This window comes from Iocasia fonsfrigidae (assembly GCF_017751145.1).
Classification (GTDB): domain Bacteria; phylum Bacillota; class Halanaerobiia; order Halanaerobiales; family DTU029; genus Iocasia; species Iocasia fonsfrigidae.
The window spans coordinates 2,858,608-2,875,694 of the sequence record NZ_CP046640.1 but is presented as its reverse complement, the minus strand read 5'-3'; the positions used below and the strand labels follow the sequence as shown (position 1 = coordinate 2,875,694).

The following is a 17,087-nucleotide window of genomic DNA, read 5'->3' as shown; positions in this document are numbered from 1 at the left end:
AAGTGGAGGGTAATGATATGATAAATAATGCAAAAGTCTTGGAAGTTAAGGATCTATATATTACCTTCAATACCTATGCAGGGAAAGTGCATGCTGTTAGAGGGGTTAGTTTTGATCTATATAAGGGTGAGACTCTGGCTATTGTGGGTGAATCTGGTTCAGGGAAATCAGTAACCAATAAAGCGATAATGGGAATATTGCCTCAAAATGCTAATCTAGAGGGTGGAAAAATAATTTATGACAAACGGGAGTTATTTAAATTTTCTGATGCCGAATATTCTGATATTAGGGGGCAGGAAATTTCTATGATCTTTCAGGACCCTATGTCTTCATTAGACCCTGTAATGAAGATAGGCAAACAAATTACAGAAGCACTGCTGGTAAAGCATAAAGTAAAAAGGGCTGAGGCCAAAACAAAAGCTATCGAAATGATGGCTGCAGTGGGTATTCCAGAGCCGGAAAAAAGATATAATCAATATCCGTTTCAGTTTTCAGGTGGGATGAGACAAAGGATTGTTATTGCAATTGCTTTGATATGTAATCCTAAGCTATTAATATGTGATGAACCGACGACTGCGCTGGATGTCACAATACAGGCCCAGATTTTAGATTTAATTAAAAAAATTCAGGAGGAACGTGAACTGTCAGTAATATTTATTACACATGATTTAGGTGTAGTTGCCAGTGTGGCAGACCGTGTTGCTGTTATGTATGCAGGTAAAATTGTTGAATATGGAACTGTAAATGAAATTTTTTATAATTCTAAACATCCATATACCTGGGGTTTGCTGGCCTCAATGCCAGATTTAGATACAGATAATTCTGATGAGCTGCTAATCATACCGGGAACTCCACCAAATATGCTTTATCCTCCCCAAGGAGATGCTTTTGCAGCCAGGAATAGGTATGCAATGAAAATAGACTTTGAAGAGGAACCACCAATGTTTAAAATTAGTGACACACACTATGCTGCTACCTGGTTACAGCACCCTGCTGCGCCTGAAATAGAAATGCCTGGTATCTTGAAAAAACGTATTAAAAAGCAATCGGAAGGGTGGTGGTAAATCATGGTACAATCTAATGAATCACCATTGCTTGAGGTCAAGAACTTAAAAAAGTATTTTATTAGCGGATATGGAAAAAATAAAATAAAAATAAAAGCAGTGGATAATATCAGTTTTGCTATTAATAAGGGTGAAACCTTTGGCTTAGTGGGAGAATCTGGTTGTGGAAAAACTACAACAGGGCGTTCCATCATTAAATTATATGAGCCTACAGGTGGAGAGATTTATTTTAAGGGTAAGTTAATTTCCAAAAAATTAAGTAAAACAGAGCGCAAAGAGGTAACAAGAGGTATTCAAATGATTTTCCAGGACCCCATTTCTTCATTAAATCCCAGAATGACTGTCAAGGAGATTATTGGGGAAGGTATTAAGATTAATAAACTATCTAGTAATGAAGAAGAAATGATGGAAATGATCTATGAAATGCTTGAAATGGTAGGCTTAACAAGGGATCATGCTACAAGATATCCTCATGAATTTTCAGGAGGACAGAGGCAGCGGATTGGAATTGCCAGGGCTTTAATTGCAAAACCAGAGCTGGTTATTGCAGATGAGCCCATTTCTGCCTTAGATGTATCAATTCAGGCTCAGGTTTTAAATTTATTAAATAGATTAAAGAAAAGATTGGGTTTAACAATTTTATTTATTGCTCATGATCTATCTGTGGTAAAATATCTTTCAGATAAAATTGGAGTTATGTACTATGGAAAGATAGTCGAATTAGCAGCTGCTGATGATTTGTACAAAAATCCTCTGCATCCATATACTAGATCATTACTTTCTGCAATTCCATTGCCTGACCCCAGGTTTGAAAGAAATAGAAAACGAATTTATTATGATCTGAATATTCATGATTATAGTGTTGAAAAGCATGAATTAATAGAGATAAAACCAGGTCATTTTGTGTCTGCTTCTAAATCAGAAATAGAGAATTATAAAAAAGAACTTGAGAAATAATTAAACCTTGATAAATATAGAGGCCAGCTAAATTATACTATATACAAGGCCAAAGGGAAGTAATAAATTTTCAAATAAAAGAAAGAATATTTATATAAAAACAATATATTGTTTAACTACTTATAGGGCATAGAATACATGGGTCATTGAATTATTTTACCCCAGGATCTTAATGTCCGAGAAAAAATTGTCCTAAAAAGAGTGTTAATCCAATTTATTACCCTATTTAATAACATATATATGATAGACTCTTTTTTTTGATTTTATAGTCGAACAAATGTTTTATGGTAACTTAAATAGTTTATAATTAATGCATAGAATTAGCTATCAAGTAAATTATAATAAAATAAGCAACAGGAGGTATTACAAATATGTCTTTTATAGATAAAATACTAAAAAATAAACAAAATAATAATAAAAATAAAGCACTTCATCACGGAGAAATATTTGAGCTCTGGGCTCATCTTGTTAGCAGGTATGATGTATTGAAAAAGACTCAAATATTGTTTAGCTATGCCCATGATCCTGACTTTAAAATGATAATAAGCGAAGGGTTAGATATTTTAGAGTCTCAAATTGATGAATTAGAGGATATATTTAAAGAATATTCAATTCCCCTACCAGATAGGCCTCCAGCTGATGTAACATCTTCGTCCTCCAGTAATCCTTTATGGTCAGACCAGATGATTTACAGGGAAATATTAAATGGAATGAGCCAATTTCTGGATACCCATGTTAGGACATTTAAATTTTTATGGAATGATGAGTTAAGACCAGTAATTGTCAGGTTTCTAAAAAAAGAAGTGGATTTATATGATGATTTAATGAAATATGGCAAATTGAAAGGATGGTTGAATATGCCTCCTAAACCTGAGAAGAGTAATAACTGATGTTAAGTTAAAAATATATAAAGCCGCCTACTAGGCGGCATTAAGAGGGAAAACAATAATACAAAGGGGTATTTCTCTTTTCTGAAATAATAATAACATATTAAGATTAAAATTCTATTGGAATAAGATTAGAATTACATTAAAAATTATATTGGTAAAAAAGAGCCCCATTAATGGACTATTAATAGGGCAAAACAGGATTTATCTATATCTTACCTAATAAATATTATAACAGTGTTGCTTTACAGGAATATTAAGATATTGTTAACTAATTGTTAAAGTTTGTGTTATTAATTACCACGATAAAAACAAAATATAATTGTATTATGTGTGCTAAGATGGTAATAGTAATTAATGAACTAATAAAACTTATAGGGGTGATAAATAATGGATATGACAGAAGAGGCTATTACCCATGCACTTGCCAGTGAAATATTTAGTAAATTAAAAGATGCTGAGTATGGTGAAATACCTTACAGGGGTCATCGGGTTTTATTTGAAGCCGGGAAACGACGTGAAAATAATGAACCGAGGGAAGCTACTGTTGAAGTAGTAGATCAGGAGGGTTACCGGGTAGAATTATATAATATGGAATTTAATAATTAGAAAGAGGAAAAAAATGCAGCAAAAATTACATGTTCACTGTACGATTAATAATTGCCAGTGGTGGTCAGAACCCAATCTTTGTATTGCTGATAAGATACTAATTGTCAGTGATGAAGATGCCCAGAATTTATCCAGTGAAATGGATGTAGAGCAGACTAATCAAATAGTAAGCCAAAGAGGTCTTACATCAATAAATGAGTGTTATGAGTGTTGTTGCAAAACGTTTGTTCCCCGTGATAAATATCAGAGAGGAGAAGGAGGATTTTAATAGCTTATGCCGCAGTTATAATTATAGCTGCGGCATAACTAGTATGAATACTTTGTTTTAGATTAGTTTTATCTTAATTGGAATATAATACACAAAAGGGATGGTAAAATGAGGACAATCTGGAAGGGTGCGATTAGTTTTGGTTTGGTTAATGTTCCAATACGTTTATCGACAGCCACAAATAAAAATAATATAAGATTTAGACTCCTTCATAATAAATGTAAAACCCCGGTTAATACAGTGCGGTATTGTACAAAATGTGATGAAGAAGTACCCTACCAGGACCTGGTCAAGGGTTATGAATATGAAGATAATAAGTTTGTTGTACTCAGGGATGAAGACTTTGATAATATTCCTGTTAAATCGACTAAGACAATAGATATTATAGATTTTGTTAAATTAGAAGAAATAGATCCGATATATTATATTAAGACATATTATTTAGCCCCTGCAGAGGGTGGTGAAAAGCCTTATCTGCTCTTGAAAAAGGCTATGGCAAACACCCGGAAAGTAGCTATCAGTAAAATAACTATCAGAAATAAAGAAAGTTTGGCTGTAATTAGGGTTATGGATGATTTGCTTGTGATGGAAACGATGTATTTTGCAGATGAGGTTAAAACAGTTGATGACCTGACTATAAAAACAATGGAAGATAAGATTAAGATAAGTGATAAAGAGGAGGAACTGGCGGTAGAAATTGTAGATAATCTTACTGCAGAATTCGAACCAGAAAAATACGATGATGAATATAGACAAGAGTTACTTGATATTATAAGGACAAAAATAGAAGGTAAAGAGGTAGAGATTCATGAGACTGCCCCTGTGGAAAGTAAAGTGCTTGATCTAATGGATAAATTAAAAGCCAGTGTTGAGGCAAGTGAAAAGAAAGAAAAAGAGAAAAAAGAGTCAAAGCAAATAACTGGGTAGACTTTGTTTGATTTGCAGAATATCTGACCAGAGGTCCCCTTTTTTTTTCAATCTATTAGCAATATTGGCCAGTGTAAATTTTTCTGGGCTGAGCTTAGGGTTTAGTTCATCCCAGTTAAGTGGTGTAGAGATAGTAGCATTTGCTGTGGGACGGATAGAGTAGGGTACAGGGAGTGTTTTACCTCTACCGTTTTGCCTATAATCTATATATACCTTTCCATCCCGTTTCTTTTTACGCCATTCAATGGTAGCTAAACCGGGTTTTACTCTTATAACCATCTCTGCGATAGATTTCAGAAAAATTTTGCTAGCAGTAAACTTATAGCCGGTTTTGATTGGAATATAGATATGAAGTCCAGATTTACCGGATGTTTTAAGAAAAGCAATGAGTTTCATTTCATCTATTATTTTTTTAATAACTAAGGCAATATCGATTACATCTTTAAACCTTGATCTATCCCCCGGGTCTAAGTCAAAAACAGCAAAGCTTGGTTCATCAGGTTTATTAATAGTGGAGAACCAGCTGTGTAATTCAATTGAGGCGCGATTAGCTACCCAGACTAAATCAGCCAGTTTATTAACAGTTATCCAGTTGATGGCCTCTTTTCTATGTCTAGAGTAAATACCATAGGTACTCAACCAGTGTGGAGCATAGTCAGGTGCATTTTTTTGAAAGAATGATTTTCCGTTAATTCCATCAGGATAGGATTTAAGTGACAAGGGGCGTTGAGCCAGGAAGTCTTGAATAAGGGGATATATATCTATATAGTAATTAATAAGGTCTCCCTTAGTATAACCCTGTTTAGGCCAGAGAACTTTATCTAAATTGCTGAGTTCAACCTTAAAGTTGTTAATGCGTATTGTACTCATAATAGCTCCTTTTTTACAGATTAAAACAAAATTCGAACAACATAGCCGTGGCGAAAGGTATTATGCCGGGTTAGTTCAGTATATCGAATCCGGCACTTAAGATGCGGTTTTACCCATATTATATCAGGAAAATCTTTGTTGCTTACTAATTGTTCTGTATGAAGTGAAGGTAAAAACCTAAAGAGGGCTTCTTTTTCGTTCTCCTGAAGGGCTAGTTTAACTTTGCCTAAAATATTTAACTTATCTTTGTCTAACTCACCTACAAGCAGGGCAGTATTATTCCTTGAATAACCGACAATTAGAACATCGGTGTATTGCCAGATCTTTATCTTATACCAGGATCTACTTCTTTTAAATTCATAGGGTGAGTTTTTTTCTTTGGCAACTATTCCTTCAAGTTGATTATCCTGGGCAAATTTAAACATCTTTTTGCCGTCTGTATCTATATATGGAGTAACAATTAATAATCTGCTTTCTTTTTTTATAATTTCAGCCAGCTTTTTTTTTCTTTCCAATAGTGGTAAGTGATAGACATCTTCATTATTATTAGCAAGCAGATCCCAGACAATCAGAGAGATAGACTCTTTTTTATCTGGTTTAATAGTAGATAATCTACCCTGTAGTTTTTTAAAATCTGGTTTACCTTCTTTATTAAGCCAGCATATTTCTCCATCTAGAACAGCATTATTGTTTTTTATCAGGTCGGATATATCTTTTAATTCAGGGAATTTATCAGTAAAGTATTTTTTGTTTCTACTCTGCAGGGTTACTTTTCCTTGCTTAATATAGGCTAGACAGCGGTAACCATCCCATTTTAACTCAAAGATATAGTCTCTGGAATTAAAGGGTTTTTTTCTTGTGTAAAGTAGCATAGGGTTAAGTGGTGGCTTTAACATAATGATAACCTCACAGAAAAAAAGCGGGAAAAGTTATTCCCGCCGTTTGTAAGAGGGTACTTACTTCTTATCTTTTGCCGGCTTAAAGGTAGCACATTTTGTCTGATTTGACATCGAGGGGTCGGCCCCCATAGCACCTGCCTCCATGTCAGTGTTACCAAAGAAGTTCTTCTGGACTTCAATGGCATCAGCACCACAGATATCTCCTGTATCCCAGTAAGAACAATTATCTACATTACATTTAATACTAGGCAAAAGCAGTCACCTCCTATAGCTATTTTCCCACACAGGTGTCTTATTATTCGCCTAATTTATGTTTAACTGTTTATTTGCTGGTTATAATAATAGTAAGCATAACTATTATTAGGGGGAATTGTGGTGAAATTATGTTCATTATGTAGTAGAATCAGATCAATCAGGGTTAAACAAGAACTAGATTATTACGAGGATTTATGTGCTGAATGCAGAAAAAAGGAATTATTACTGCGTCAGGTTAAAGGAGTGAAAAAAGAGAGGCTAAAGCTGGTATAAGAAGAAAAAAGTGATTGACATATAGGAAAGTGATTTTATATAATAGGAGTGGAGTTGAACTTGATTTAATTCTTGTTAATAATAAGTCAGGCCGGTGTAGCTCAATTGGTAGAGCAGCTGAATCGTAATCAGCAGGCTAGGGGTTCAAGTCCCCTTGCCGGCTCCAGTTATATCAACGATCTTAGGGCCTTAGCAAAGGGCTCTTTTTTGTTTTGACAACAATTTGACAACAATATAGATTCGACTAAATTGGAAGCTCCCGGGAGGGAGTTTTTTAAGATATATGGATTTTCATAAAGGAGTCTATTGCTTTTTGGTTAATTATAGAAATAAAACATTACATAAAATTAGAATAAAAGAATTAAATATTTATGTAGTAAATATTATAGTTATCTGAAATCAGAATTGAGTGATAAAAGAAAAAATAATTAGTCTAATAAAGTTGGATTTTCTATGTAATGATAGTATACTTATGTTATAAGGTGATTATTAGTAATTAGTTTTTCTTATATGGTAAAACTACATAGGTATAGGGGGCTAAGATTATGTTCGAAGTGATTGATAAAAAGAAAAATAAAATTGAAAAGAAAAGACCACTACCGAAAAATACACTGAAAAGCTTAAGAGAGAAATTATTTTTAGAATGGACATATAATTCAAATGCGATTGAAGGCAATACATTAACCTTATCAGAAACGAAGGTTGTATTAGAAGATGGTATTACTGTTGGTGGGAAAACATTAAAAGAACATCTAGAAGTTATAAATCATAAAGAAGCAATTTTGTATATGGAAGACATAATTAATAATAATGAAAAATTATCAGAAAGGCAAATAAAAAATATACATAATTTAATTTTGAAAGGAATAGATGATGATAACGCTGGAAGGTATAGAAAAGAAAAAGTTGTTATTAGTGGGGCTGAACATATACCACCAGACCCTATTAGAGTTCAAGAACAAATGGAAAAATTAATTGAGTGGTATTACGGAAAGGGCAAAGAATTACATCCAGTTGAGAGAGCCGCAGTATTACATACAGATTTTGTAAAAATACATCCATTTATTGATGGTAATGGAAGAACAGCAAGAGTTTTATTGAACTTTGAATTGATGAGAAACGGATATCCAATAATAATTGTTAGAAATGAAGACAGGGTAAAATATTATGAGACTTTAGATAAAGCTCATACTACAGGAGATTATAGTGGGTTCATTAAATTAATAGTTGAAGCATTAAATAGAAGTTTAGATTTATATTTGAAATTGATATATTAGAAGCTTAAAAGAAAATGCAGGCTCAAGAAAGAATCTTGACATCAGATAATATTTTGTCTAGGGGGATTTAAAATCGTTGCTCCAAGAAGAAAAAGATATAATAGAAAACAAAGATTAACTGTAGCTGAAAATTGGGTTCCTACATATGAAGGGAAAAATATAGTTAAAGGTTATAGTAAATGGTTTGGAGTAGATAAAGTTTGTGCTATAGCTGAATTGGAATTATTAGGATACGAAATTGATCCAAAATATAAAGTGCAAATTTTGAAACAATATAAGGCTAAGTCAAAAGCTGGTAAAAAGAAAAAGCGAGAAGAAAAGAGTGAATTAGCCCCCTGGCAAGATAGTAATTTTTATTTTATAGCAGGATATACGTCAGGTGGTGCTCCTTATGGAATAACATGGGAAGAATATGAGAAAGATATAAAAGAAGATAATGATGATAAAAAAGATGATATGAATAATAAAAAACTTGAAATTAATGTGGATTATGATTTTCTTAATGGGGATATACCTTTTTAAGTGGGGTTGTCCAACCACACATAAACATGGGGTTTAAGGTTCCGCTGTCGCTACACCCAAATTCATTCGCCAAGCCAAGTCTGGCTAAGGCCTATGAAGCTCATGAACTTGGTTACATTATAATGCTTAAAGAATATAAAATAAAAGATTTTTACAGCCAATACACAGTATACAAGAAAAGTGTTGAACCATTGCAGTGCCGGATTATTTCTGATTTTCCAAATGTGGTCTACATTTGGATTGCCAAATAACAAGTTCTATTATGACCCGAGAAGAATATATGGTTGACTTAATATCTACAAATCAGCTGATAGTACATTTATTTTAAATTGTAGGTTTTGGTTATATCAAAGATCTTAGAGCCTTTTACAAAGGGCTCTCTTTTATTTTGACAACAATTTGACAACAATAAAAATTTATAGAACCATGAACAAAGTGACTTCTGTGTCTTCTTTTTTATAAAAATATTTAAGACAGGTTAACGGGGCCTTTAATACTTTTATAGAAGCTGGTATAATAATGTTAACAAAACATAACATAAATGAATAAAAATATAATAAAATAGTAATATAAAAATAACAAATTAGTGTAATAATAGATATTAGGGGGTGGAGAAGATGAATATTGCCAAAATTATTGGATACAATTTGCGTAAGGTTCAAGAAGAAAATAACTATAGTCAGAAAGAATTAGGAGAAATTATCGATGTTACTCGTCAGACTATTTCTAAATATCTTAACGGAGAACGGATCTTAGATTGTGGTAAACTTTATAAACTTGCAAAACATTTCAATAAGTCGATAGACTATTTTTTATCTCAAGATAATAATGAAGATGATATGGCTTTTATGTTTAGAGCTGATGATCTTGAAAATAACTTTAATAAGATATTAAAAGAACAAATTAGTCAAAGATTTAATTATTACCATGAAGTAATTGAGATGAGTGATTTACAAATTAAGGATTATATTCCTGAAGAATATAATATAGAGATTAAAGGAGATAAATTATCTAAAAAAGAAAAAGAGACTATTGCTAAAATTGCTGAAAAACAGAGAAGGTATATGGGTGTAGATGATGCACTTAATGTAAATATTTTTAATCTTTTTGAGGAAAATAACATTAACATTATGGCCCAGGAAATATATGACCAAAATTTAGATGCATTATCTGCTTATTCAAAGGATAAAGGTGCCTTTATATTTATTAATGATAGAAAAGATATTCCAGAGGAGAGAAAAATCTTTTCAGTTGTGCACGAATTGGGGCATTTAATACTTCATCGAGAGGAATATAGCAAAGATGTATCTCAATTGAAATATACTAACTCTGGAATTAAAGATATTAGGGAAAAAGTTGCAGATTATTTTGCCATGTCTTTTTTAATACCGGCCAAAGTGCTGGAAAGTTATAGTTATTATTTTGATGGCTACGTTGATTTGGATTTAATTATTGAAAAGAAAAAAGATTTTGGTGTTAGTGCTAAAAGTTTAATAATGGCCTTAAAAGAAAATGGTTTAATTGATGGTCCAACTTTGGGAGCATTATTTAAGTTTTTAAGAAAAAGGGGATTTGAGACCGCTGAACCTAACCCTAGAGAATATATTAAAAAGAATGAGAAATTACTTGCTTTGGTCAGAAAGTTAGTAATAGAGAAAAAAATAACTATTAATAAGGCTGCTGTTGTCCTAAATATACCTGTTTCAGAAATGAGAAGAAAAGCTAAAAGGTGGAAGAATTCTGGATATAACAAGACTTAAAACAAACTACCAAAAAAGTATAGTTGTGGATAACAATATTGTCACTAATTTTATTGAACTAACACCAACGATGATTTATTTACGAATATAGGCAAAGCGTAATTATTAGGAACTTTCGAAATTATATATTACCTTAATAAACAGAATTATAGTTGTTTCTGGAGGGTAGCTAATAATATGGATTATAATGAATTATATCAAAGATATAAGATGTTATTGAAAGAGAATAAAAAACTAAAAGAAGAAATTTCTTTATACCATCAAGAATATGATCTAATTTTTGACAGCGAGAATAATAAGATTAATATTGATTCCAATAAAAATCATCAAGAGAATGTGGAAGAACAAAATTCTAATGAGCTAAATATAGTTAATTCTCCTGATAAAAAGATAGATGTATTTAAATCACTTTTTCAGGGAAGAGAAGATGTTTATGCTCATAGATGGAAGAGTAAAAACGGGAATACAGGTTATTCACCTGTATGCATAAACGAATGGGTCCAGGGATTATGTGAAAAGCCAAAAGTTAAATGTTTAAATTGTAAACATAGAAAATTTGATAAGTTAACAGAAACAGTAATAAGAAATCATTTACTAGGAAAAGAAATTATAGGTGTTTACCCATTATTAAAGGATGAAACCTGTAAATTTCTTGCTATTGATTTTGATAAAGGGACCTGGCAAGATGATGTTTCGATATTAAGACAGATTTCTAGTGAAAAAGATATCCCTTTATATATTGAACGTTCACGGTCGGGAAATGGAGCACATGTCTGGTTTTTCTTTGCAGAAAAAATATCAGCATCTCTTGCAAGAAAATTTGGTACAGCAATAATAACTTATGCTATGGAAAAAAGGCATGAAATTAAATTTGAATCATACGATAGATTATTTCCAAACCAGGATACCAGGCCAAAAGGTGGCCTGGGAAACCTAATTTCTCTCCCCTTACAAAAGTTGGCCAGAAAAGATGGAAACAGTCTATTTGTAGATGAAAACTTTGTAGCATATGAAGATCAATGGAAATTTCTATCTGATATACAAAAGATAAAGAAATCTGAAGTTGAAAAATATATTCTTGAACTGACAACTGGTAATGAACTTGGTAATTTTGGGACAGATAAAGATGAGAAACCTTGGGAGAAAAAGTCTATTCAGACTGTGATGTTTTTTTCAGATTATCCCAGTAGTGTTTCTATAGTTAAAGCTGATATGTTATATATTGAAAAAGAAGGTTTATCTCAAAAACTAATGAATGAAATAAAGAGACTGGGTGCTTTTCCGAATCCTGAATTTTATAAAGCACAGGCTATGCGTTTACCAACTTATAATAAGCCCAGAATTATTTCATTGTCGGAAGAGACAGACCAATATTTATGTTTGCCCCGTGGTTGTGAGAAGGAGCTTAATATCTTATTCAAAAAGGGTAATACTGAAATTGATCTTATTGACAAAAGAAATGAAGGAATGAAGATAGATGTAAGCTTTAATGGTCAATTAAGACCTACTCAAGTTGAAGCGGTTGGTGAATTGCTTAAATATGAAACAGGTATCCTCTCTGCAACAACAGCATTTGGTAAAACAGTGGTTGGGGCAAATATTATTTCTGAGAAAAAAGTTAATACTTTAATTGTTGTTCATACAAGACAGCTTGTTCAGCAATGGAGAAATACTGTAAAAAAATTTCTAATGATTAATAAGAATTTAGCTCAAAAAAATAATAATATAGAAAAAAAAGATTTTGATATAATTGGTCAAATTGGAGGAGGAAAAAGCAAACAGAAACAGATTGTTGATATAGCTTTAATCCAGTCTTTAGTTAGAAAAGGAGAAGTTAAGGATTTAGTCAAAGACTATGGGATGGTTATTATAGATGAATGTCAGCATGCAGCTTCTTTTAGTTATGAAAAATTATTAAAGACTGTTAGTGCCAGATATGTATATGGTTTAACTACTACACCAATTAGAAAAGATGGACACCATCCAATTTTTTTTATGTGTCTTGGTGATATTCGTTACAGGCAGAGTCCAAAGAAAAAGGCGGCAGAAAGACCATTTGACCACTTTGTAATCCCAAGGATATCTCCTGTAAAAATGCCCGTAACAGAGAAAAGAATAAAATATAATTCAATACAGGAAGTATTCTCTTATATTGCAAATAATCAAATAAGAAATAAATTAATTAGCGAGGATATTTTGAAAAATATAGATGAAGGCAGGAATATTATTGCATTAACTGAAAGAACTGCACATGTCCAGAAACTTTATGATTTACTGAAGAATAAAATAAAAAATATTTTTGTACTTACAGGTAGCTTAACTGCTAAAGAACGTAAGGAGACCGAAGAAAAATTAAAAAATATTCCCGTCTCTGAGAATATACTTATCATTGCTACCGGGAAATATATTGGTGAGGGTTTTGATTATCCAAGATTGGATACTCTTTTTTTAACTTTTCCAATATCATGGAAGGGTAGACTACAACAGTATGCCGGTAGATTGCATCGATTATATGAAGAGAAAAAAGAAGTATATATTTATGATTATGTTGATATTCATATAAAGGTTCTTGAAAGAATGTATCAAAAAAGATTAAAGGGATATGCAACAATTGGGTATAAAGTTAAAAGTGATTTGAAAGAAAAGGATAATATTAGTGTTATATTCGATAATACTAATTTTTTAACTACCTTTTCTACTGATATTGCTGCAGCTAATAAACAAATATTTATCGTTAGTCCTTATATCAATAAAAGAAAAACTTCAGATATGTTAAAATTATTAGCTGGTGCCTCAAACAATAATGTTAAGGTAATTATAATAACCCGTCCTGTTGATGATTTTAAGAATGAACAAAGAAAAAGTATTCTTAAGATATATGATATGATTAAATCCGAAGGTGTTGAACTAAAATTTAAAGAACAGTTATACCAGAAATTTGCAGCAATTGATAATCAATTAGTATGGTATGGAGACATTAGTTTATTAAGTTATGGGAAATCACAGGAAAGTATTATGAGGTTAAATAGTTTAGAAGTAGCCAATGAATTGTTGGGTAGTATCAAATAGTTTTTGGTGATTGTTTTATATGTCTATAGATTCAGATATAAAAGAAATGAAACGATTTATTTGTTAGAGTGATAAGTAAAATAGATTTAATAATCCTGATGTTTGAGCAATACCTGAAATTGTTTAAAAATTTATATAAAAAAATTAGATTAATTATACTATCGTAAAAAAATTACACTTGTATAGGTATTAATAGTAAAAAAATTGCACATAATAATAAAGATGTGGTATAATAAAAAAGAGGAGTGAGAACAATGCTATCAAAAATAGTATTAAAAAACTTTAAGTCATTCAAAAATGAAACAGAGATTGATTTTTCCAGGACAAAATATAAATTTTTAGAAGATATTAATGTCGCAGAAAGTGGAGTGCTAAAAGGTATAATGTTTGTAGGGGCTAATGCATCTGGAAAGTCAAATATTATTATTGCTATAAAGCTATTATTAGATTTATTATTTAGAGAGAAAGACATTAATTCAAGAATATTTAAATGTTTATTTTCTGACAAAGAAGAGTTCACATTAGATTATTATTTTAATATTAATAAAAAAGAAATAAGGTATTTAGTAATCAATAATCCGGTTAAGAATGTACTATCGGAGAAATTGTATATTGATAACAACTTATTACTTGATAGAATGGGGCTAACAGCAAGATCCTCAATTATAGACCAAAAAGAAAATCTATATGATGAGAATGATTTAGATAATGAAACATTGTTTTTAAGAACTTTATATTTTAATACTAAATTTGCTGGTAATGAAACATTAAAATGTTGGTTTGAATACCTTCAGAATTCAATATATATAAATGCATTTGATAGAAAAGTAATTTCCTATGGAAAAGATGATTTAGTGTTAAATGATTATTTAAATACTCAAGGTACAGATGATATTAATAACTTTTTTAATAAACATAATTTTAATCAGGTGATAGAATACTCAAAAGAATTTTCGGATGGTAAGATAAAACTACGAACTGGAGATGATTCAAAAACGGTTTTTTTTAGAAGAGAAGATATAGATACTGTTATTCCTTATGAAGAGGAATCATTAGGAAACCAGACTTTATTAAATATATTGCCTTCTTTCATAAACATTATTAATAAAAAAGGGATTTTATTAGTGGATGAATTTTCTAGTGGTTTTCATAATGAGTTGGAAGAACTATTAATTAAATATTTTATGAGAAATTCTGAATCATCTCAGATATTTTTTGTCTCACATTCTACTAATATATTAACTACATCAATATTAAGACCAGATCAAATTTATTCAGTTAATTTTAGTGGGCCAGAAGGTAGTTGGCTTAAAAGATTTTCTGATGAGCAACCAAGACTGGCACAAAATATTGAAAAAATGTATTTAAGTGGTGTGTTTGAGGGGCTTCCAAACTATGATGAAACTGAATAAAGAAAAAACATTGGTCGAGTGTTGTTTATTGTTGAAGGCGGGAGAACTGAATTTTCGTTATTAAAGAAGATCTTTTGTGGTATTCTTGATTATGAATACATTGAGAAAAGACGAAATAGACCTAATTATTTTCAAAGTAATAAGAATAAAAATTCAAGAGTTGCAGTAATAAACACAGAAGAATCACATATATCATTTGTTGAGGATGAAAATAATTACTTAGATAATATATTTGAAACATTAATAATTGATTATAATTTTCCTGTTGACAATACTGCTATATATTATTTATTTGATAGAGATCCTAAATCTAATACAGATGTCGAGTTAATAAAAAAATTAATTTATAAGTTGAGAGATCCTTATGAAAATGGCGATTTACGAGGTGGAGTTTTGTTATTGAGTTATCCATCTGTTGAAAGTTTTGTTATATCTAATTTTTTAACTGATTCTTATGATAATGATTTTGCACTTGGATCAGAGGCAAAAATATTTATTTCTAATAATAATCACATACAAATTAACAATATTCATGAAGATTCAATTAAAAATGCTGTAGTTGAATTAAAAAATTATCTTGAAAATGAAGAAATAGACTTAGATATAGATAACTTCTCAAGAGCTAATATACAGATATTTAATAAACAGGAAAATTATTATTTAAAGAAATCAACGTACAAAACATTAAGTTTATTATCAATTGCATTTTTACAATTAGGTATCATTAGTTTTGAATAAAAGATATAAATAAGTAGTATAAATTGGCTAAAGAGAGTAAAATGATTCCCAGTCAGCAGACATCTATATATAATTTATAGTTAGATTCCAGTTATAACAAGGGTTGTAACGGTTTTTAAAATAACTAATAATTAGTTTTGACAACAATTTGACAACAGTGTTACCGGCTCCTAAAAGGAGTCTTTTTTATTTATGTTAAAAAAAGCTCCGGAACAAATTTGGTGTATAAAAAAAACAAATTTAATTTATTAAATTTCTTAATTTCTGTACCTTATCTTTTGTATTGAATATTATCTTAAAGTTATCTATTACATTCTCAATCCTGTTCACCTATATCAACTTCCTTAATTCTGCAATTATTTTTCCCTGAACTTCTTCTACTTCTTTAACAGATTTATTATATCTCGCAAGGATAACTTCAGGGTCTTTTAATTCATCTTCTTCAACATAGGGATTATTAATATCCAGGTTATAACCTTTTTCAACTATCTCTTCTTTTGTTACTTTCCAGGCATATTCATTCTCTTTTCTATTATCCCACCAATCCTGTTCTACTTTAAATTCTTCCAGCTTAATTGGCTTTGTTTTTGTATATTTCTTATATCCTTCAGGTAATTGATGTTCATAGTACCAGACTTCCTCTGTTCCTGTTCCATTGTAATCAAAGAATAATAGATTAGTATTAATATCTGTATACGGTGCAAAAACGCCATTAGGTCTTACAATAGTATGAAGATTAAATTCATCCAATAATTTTTTCTTAATAGCAATTTTTGCATTGTCATCTCCAAATAAAAAGCCATCTGGTAATACAATACCTACACGACCATTTTTCTTTACTCTATTAATGATAAGGGTCATAAATAAATCAGCAGTTTCAGATGTTCTAAACTCAGCAGGAAAATTCATTTTTATGCCCTCTTCTTCATTACCACCAAATGGAGGATTCATAGCTATAATATCGTATTTCTTGGCTTCAGGATAATCCCTGATATCTGTTGCTAATGAGTTATCATGTATTATATCTGGAAAATCAATGTCATGAAGAATCATATTAGTACAACATAATAAATGTGGCATAGGTTTTTTCTCAATACCATGAAGTGATTTTTTAATTGTTTCACTTTCTTCAGTAGTAAAATGTTCCTTACTTGATTTCATATGGTTTAAAGCTGAAATCAAGAATCCACCAGTCCCACAAGCAAAATCCGCTATTCTATCTCCAATCTTTGGATCTAGTCTATTAATAATAAAATCAGTTACTGCACGAAACATGAAAAGGCATGGAAAGCCTTTGATC

Annotated in this window: 17 protein-coding genes and 1 tRNA gene; 14 read left to right on the top strand and 4 right to left on the bottom strand. The window is 30.9% G+C overall.

All coding sequences use genetic code 11. The annotated features are described in order from the left end of the window. The first annotated feature begins 17 nt into the window (after window positions 1–17). The 6 genes from GM661_RS13840 to ku all read left to right on the top strand — a co-directional run bounded on the left by GM661_RS13840 (window position 18) and on the right by ku (window position 4,712). Window positions 18–1,064, top strand: a complete 1,047-nt coding sequence (locus GM661_RS13840; protein ID WP_230867370.1) for an ABC transporter ATP-binding protein — start codon at window positions 18–20, stop codon at window positions 1,062–1,064. Between the two features lie 3 nt (window positions 1,065–1,067). Beyond that, complete coding sequence (locus GM661_RS13835) at window positions 1,068–2,021, top strand: ABC transporter ATP-binding protein (RefSeq protein ID WP_230867369.1); 954 nt, start codon at window positions 1,068–1,070, stop codon at window positions 2,019–2,021. 371 nt (window positions 2,022–2,392) lie between these two features. Beyond that, window positions 2,393–2,911, top strand: coding sequence for a DUF3231 family protein (locus tag GM661_RS13830; RefSeq protein ID WP_230867368.1), 519 nt, complete (start codon window positions 2,393–2,395; stop codon window positions 2,909–2,911). 387 nt (window positions 2,912–3,298) lie between these two features. Further along, a complete protein-coding gene (locus tag GM661_RS13825; protein ID WP_125991159.1) occupies window positions 3,299–3,517 on the top strand; it encodes a hypothetical protein in 219 nt (72 codons plus the stop codon). A gap of 13 nt (window positions 3,518–3,530) precedes the next feature. After that, complete coding sequence (locus GM661_RS13820; protein ID WP_125991158.1) at window positions 3,531–3,785, top strand: DUF1540 domain-containing protein; 255 nt, start codon at window positions 3,531–3,533, stop codon at window positions 3,783–3,785. Window positions 3,786–3,893: 108 nt separating this feature from the next. Then, entirely contained in the window at window positions 3,894–4,712 is an 819-nt protein-coding gene (ku, locus tag GM661_RS13815; RefSeq protein ID WP_230867367.1) for a non-homologous end joining protein Ku, read from the top strand. Here ku and ligD (GM661_RS13810) read toward each other — a convergent pair. From ligD (GM661_RS13810) to GM661_RS13800, 3 genes are read right to left on the bottom strand one after another with little or no spacing between them, the layout of a single operon-like run. Continuing rightward, on the bottom strand, window positions 4,692–5,582 hold the full coding sequence (gene ligD, locus GM661_RS13810; RefSeq protein WP_230867366.1) for a non-homologous end-joining DNA ligase: 891 nt from the start codon (window positions 5,580–5,582) through the stop codon (window positions 4,692–4,694). The two genes, ku and ligD (GM661_RS13810), sit on opposite strands and share 21 nt — an antisense overlap. Before the next feature lie 20 nt (window positions 5,583–5,602). Beyond that, window positions 5,603–6,478, bottom strand: a complete 876-nt coding sequence (gene ligD, locus GM661_RS13805; RefSeq protein WP_230867365.1) for a non-homologous end-joining DNA ligase — start codon at window positions 6,476–6,478, stop codon at window positions 5,603–5,605. A 60-nt stretch (window positions 6,479–6,538) separates the two neighbouring features. Next, on the bottom strand, window positions 6,539–6,733 hold the full coding sequence (locus GM661_RS13800; protein ID WP_230867364.1) for a DUF1540 domain-containing protein: 195 nt from the start codon (window positions 6,731–6,733) through the stop codon (window positions 6,539–6,541). A 123-nt stretch (window positions 6,734–6,856) separates the two neighbouring features. Here GM661_RS13800 and GM661_RS13795 point away from each other — a divergent pair, with 123 nt between their 5' ends. The 8 genes from GM661_RS13795 to GM661_RS13760 all read left to right on the top strand — a co-directional run bounded on the left by GM661_RS13795 (window position 6,857) and on the right by GM661_RS13760 (window position 15,787). Further along, window positions 6,857–7,009, top strand: a complete 153-nt coding sequence (locus GM661_RS13795) for a hypothetical protein (RefSeq protein ID WP_230867363.1) — start codon at window positions 6,857–6,859, stop codon at window positions 7,007–7,009. 90 nt (window positions 7,010–7,099) lie between these two features. Next, window positions 7,100–7,175 (top strand) — tRNA-Thr (locus GM661_RS13790). Window positions 7,176–7,554: 379 nt separating this feature from the next. After that, window positions 7,555–8,286 carry a Fic family protein gene (locus GM661_RS13785; RefSeq protein ID WP_230867362.1) on the top strand — a complete coding sequence of 244 codons (732 nt, stop codon included), beginning with the start codon at window positions 7,555–7,557 and terminating at the stop codon, window positions 8,284–8,286. A gap of 216 nt (window positions 8,287–8,502) precedes the next feature. Continuing rightward, complete coding sequence (locus GM661_RS13780; RefSeq protein WP_230867361.1) at window positions 8,503–8,808, top strand: hypothetical protein; 306 nt, start codon at window positions 8,503–8,505, stop codon at window positions 8,806–8,808. 617 nt (window positions 8,809–9,425) lie between these two features. Further along, a complete protein-coding gene (locus GM661_RS13775) occupies window positions 9,426–10,568 on the top strand; it encodes a helix-turn-helix domain-containing protein (protein ID WP_230867360.1) in 1,143 nt (380 codons plus the stop codon). A 177-nt stretch (window positions 10,569–10,745) separates the two neighbouring features. Then, complete coding sequence (locus tag GM661_RS13770; protein ID WP_230867359.1) at window positions 10,746–13,637, top strand: TOTE conflict system archaeo-eukaryotic primase domain-containing protein; 2,892 nt, start codon at window positions 10,746–10,748, stop codon at window positions 13,635–13,637. Between the two features lie 254 nt (window positions 13,638–13,891). Further along, entirely contained in the window at window positions 13,892–15,049 is a 1,158-nt protein-coding gene (locus GM661_RS13765) for an AAA family ATPase (RefSeq protein WP_230867358.1), read from the top strand. A 21-nt stretch (window positions 15,050–15,070) separates the two neighbouring features. Next, window positions 15,071–15,787, top strand: coding sequence for a hypothetical protein (locus tag GM661_RS13760; RefSeq protein WP_230867357.1), 717 nt, complete (start codon window positions 15,071–15,073; stop codon window positions 15,785–15,787). 330 nt (window positions 15,788–16,117) lie between these two features. Here GM661_RS13760 and GM661_RS13755 read toward each other — a convergent pair whose 3' ends face one another. Continuing rightward, window positions 16,118–17,062, bottom strand: a complete 945-nt coding sequence (locus GM661_RS13755) for an HsdM family class I SAM-dependent methyltransferase (protein WP_230867356.1) — start codon at window positions 17,060–17,062, stop codon at window positions 16,118–16,120. Between the last annotated feature and the right edge of the window lie 25 nt (window positions 17,063–17,087).

Bases quoted from the DNA above. Each gene is read 5' to 3' on its own strand.
- GM661_RS13840 (WP_230867370.1), top strand. From the start codon at position 18: ATGATAAATAATGCAAAAGTCTTGGAAGTTAAGGATCTATATATTACC.
- ku (WP_230867367.1), top strand. From the start codon at position 3,894: ATGAGGACAATCTGGAAGGGTGCGATTAGTTTTGGTTTGGTTAATGTT.
- GM661_RS13755 (WP_230867356.1), bottom strand. From the start codon at position 17,062: ATGTTTCGTGCAGTAACTGATTTTATTATTAATAGACTAGATCCAAAG.
- GM661_RS13765 (WP_230867358.1), top strand. From the start codon at position 13,892: ATGCTATCAAAAATAGTATTAAAAAACTTTAAGTCATTCAAAAATGAA.
- GM661_RS13785 (WP_230867362.1), top strand. From the start codon at position 7,555: ATGTTCGAAGTGATTGATAAAAAGAAAAATAAAATTGAAAAGAAAAGA.
- GM661_RS13820 (WP_125991158.1), top strand. From the start codon at position 3,531: ATGCAGCAAAAATTACATGTTCACTGTACGATTAATAATTGCCAGTGG.
- GM661_RS13825 (WP_125991159.1), top strand. From the start codon at position 3,299: ATGGATATGACAGAAGAGGCTATTACCCATGCACTTGCCAGTGAAATA.
- ligD (WP_230867366.1), bottom strand. From the start codon at position 5,582: ATGAGTACAATACGCATTAACAACTTTAAGGTTGAACTCAGCAATTTA.
- ligD (WP_230867365.1), bottom strand. From the start codon at position 6,478: ATGTTAAAGCCACCACTTAACCCTATGCTACTTTACACAAGAAAAAAA.
- GM661_RS13830 (WP_230867368.1), top strand. From the start codon at position 2,393: ATGTCTTTTATAGATAAAATACTAAAAAATAAACAAAATAATAATAAA.
- GM661_RS13835 (WP_230867369.1), top strand. From the start codon at position 1,068: ATGGTACAATCTAATGAATCACCATTGCTTGAGGTCAAGAACTTAAAA.
- GM661_RS13775 (WP_230867360.1), top strand. From the start codon at position 9,426: ATGAATATTGCCAAAATTATTGGATACAATTTGCGTAAGGTTCAAGAA.
- GM661_RS13770 (WP_230867359.1), top strand. From the start codon at position 10,746: ATGGATTATAATGAATTATATCAAAGATATAAGATGTTATTGAAAGAG.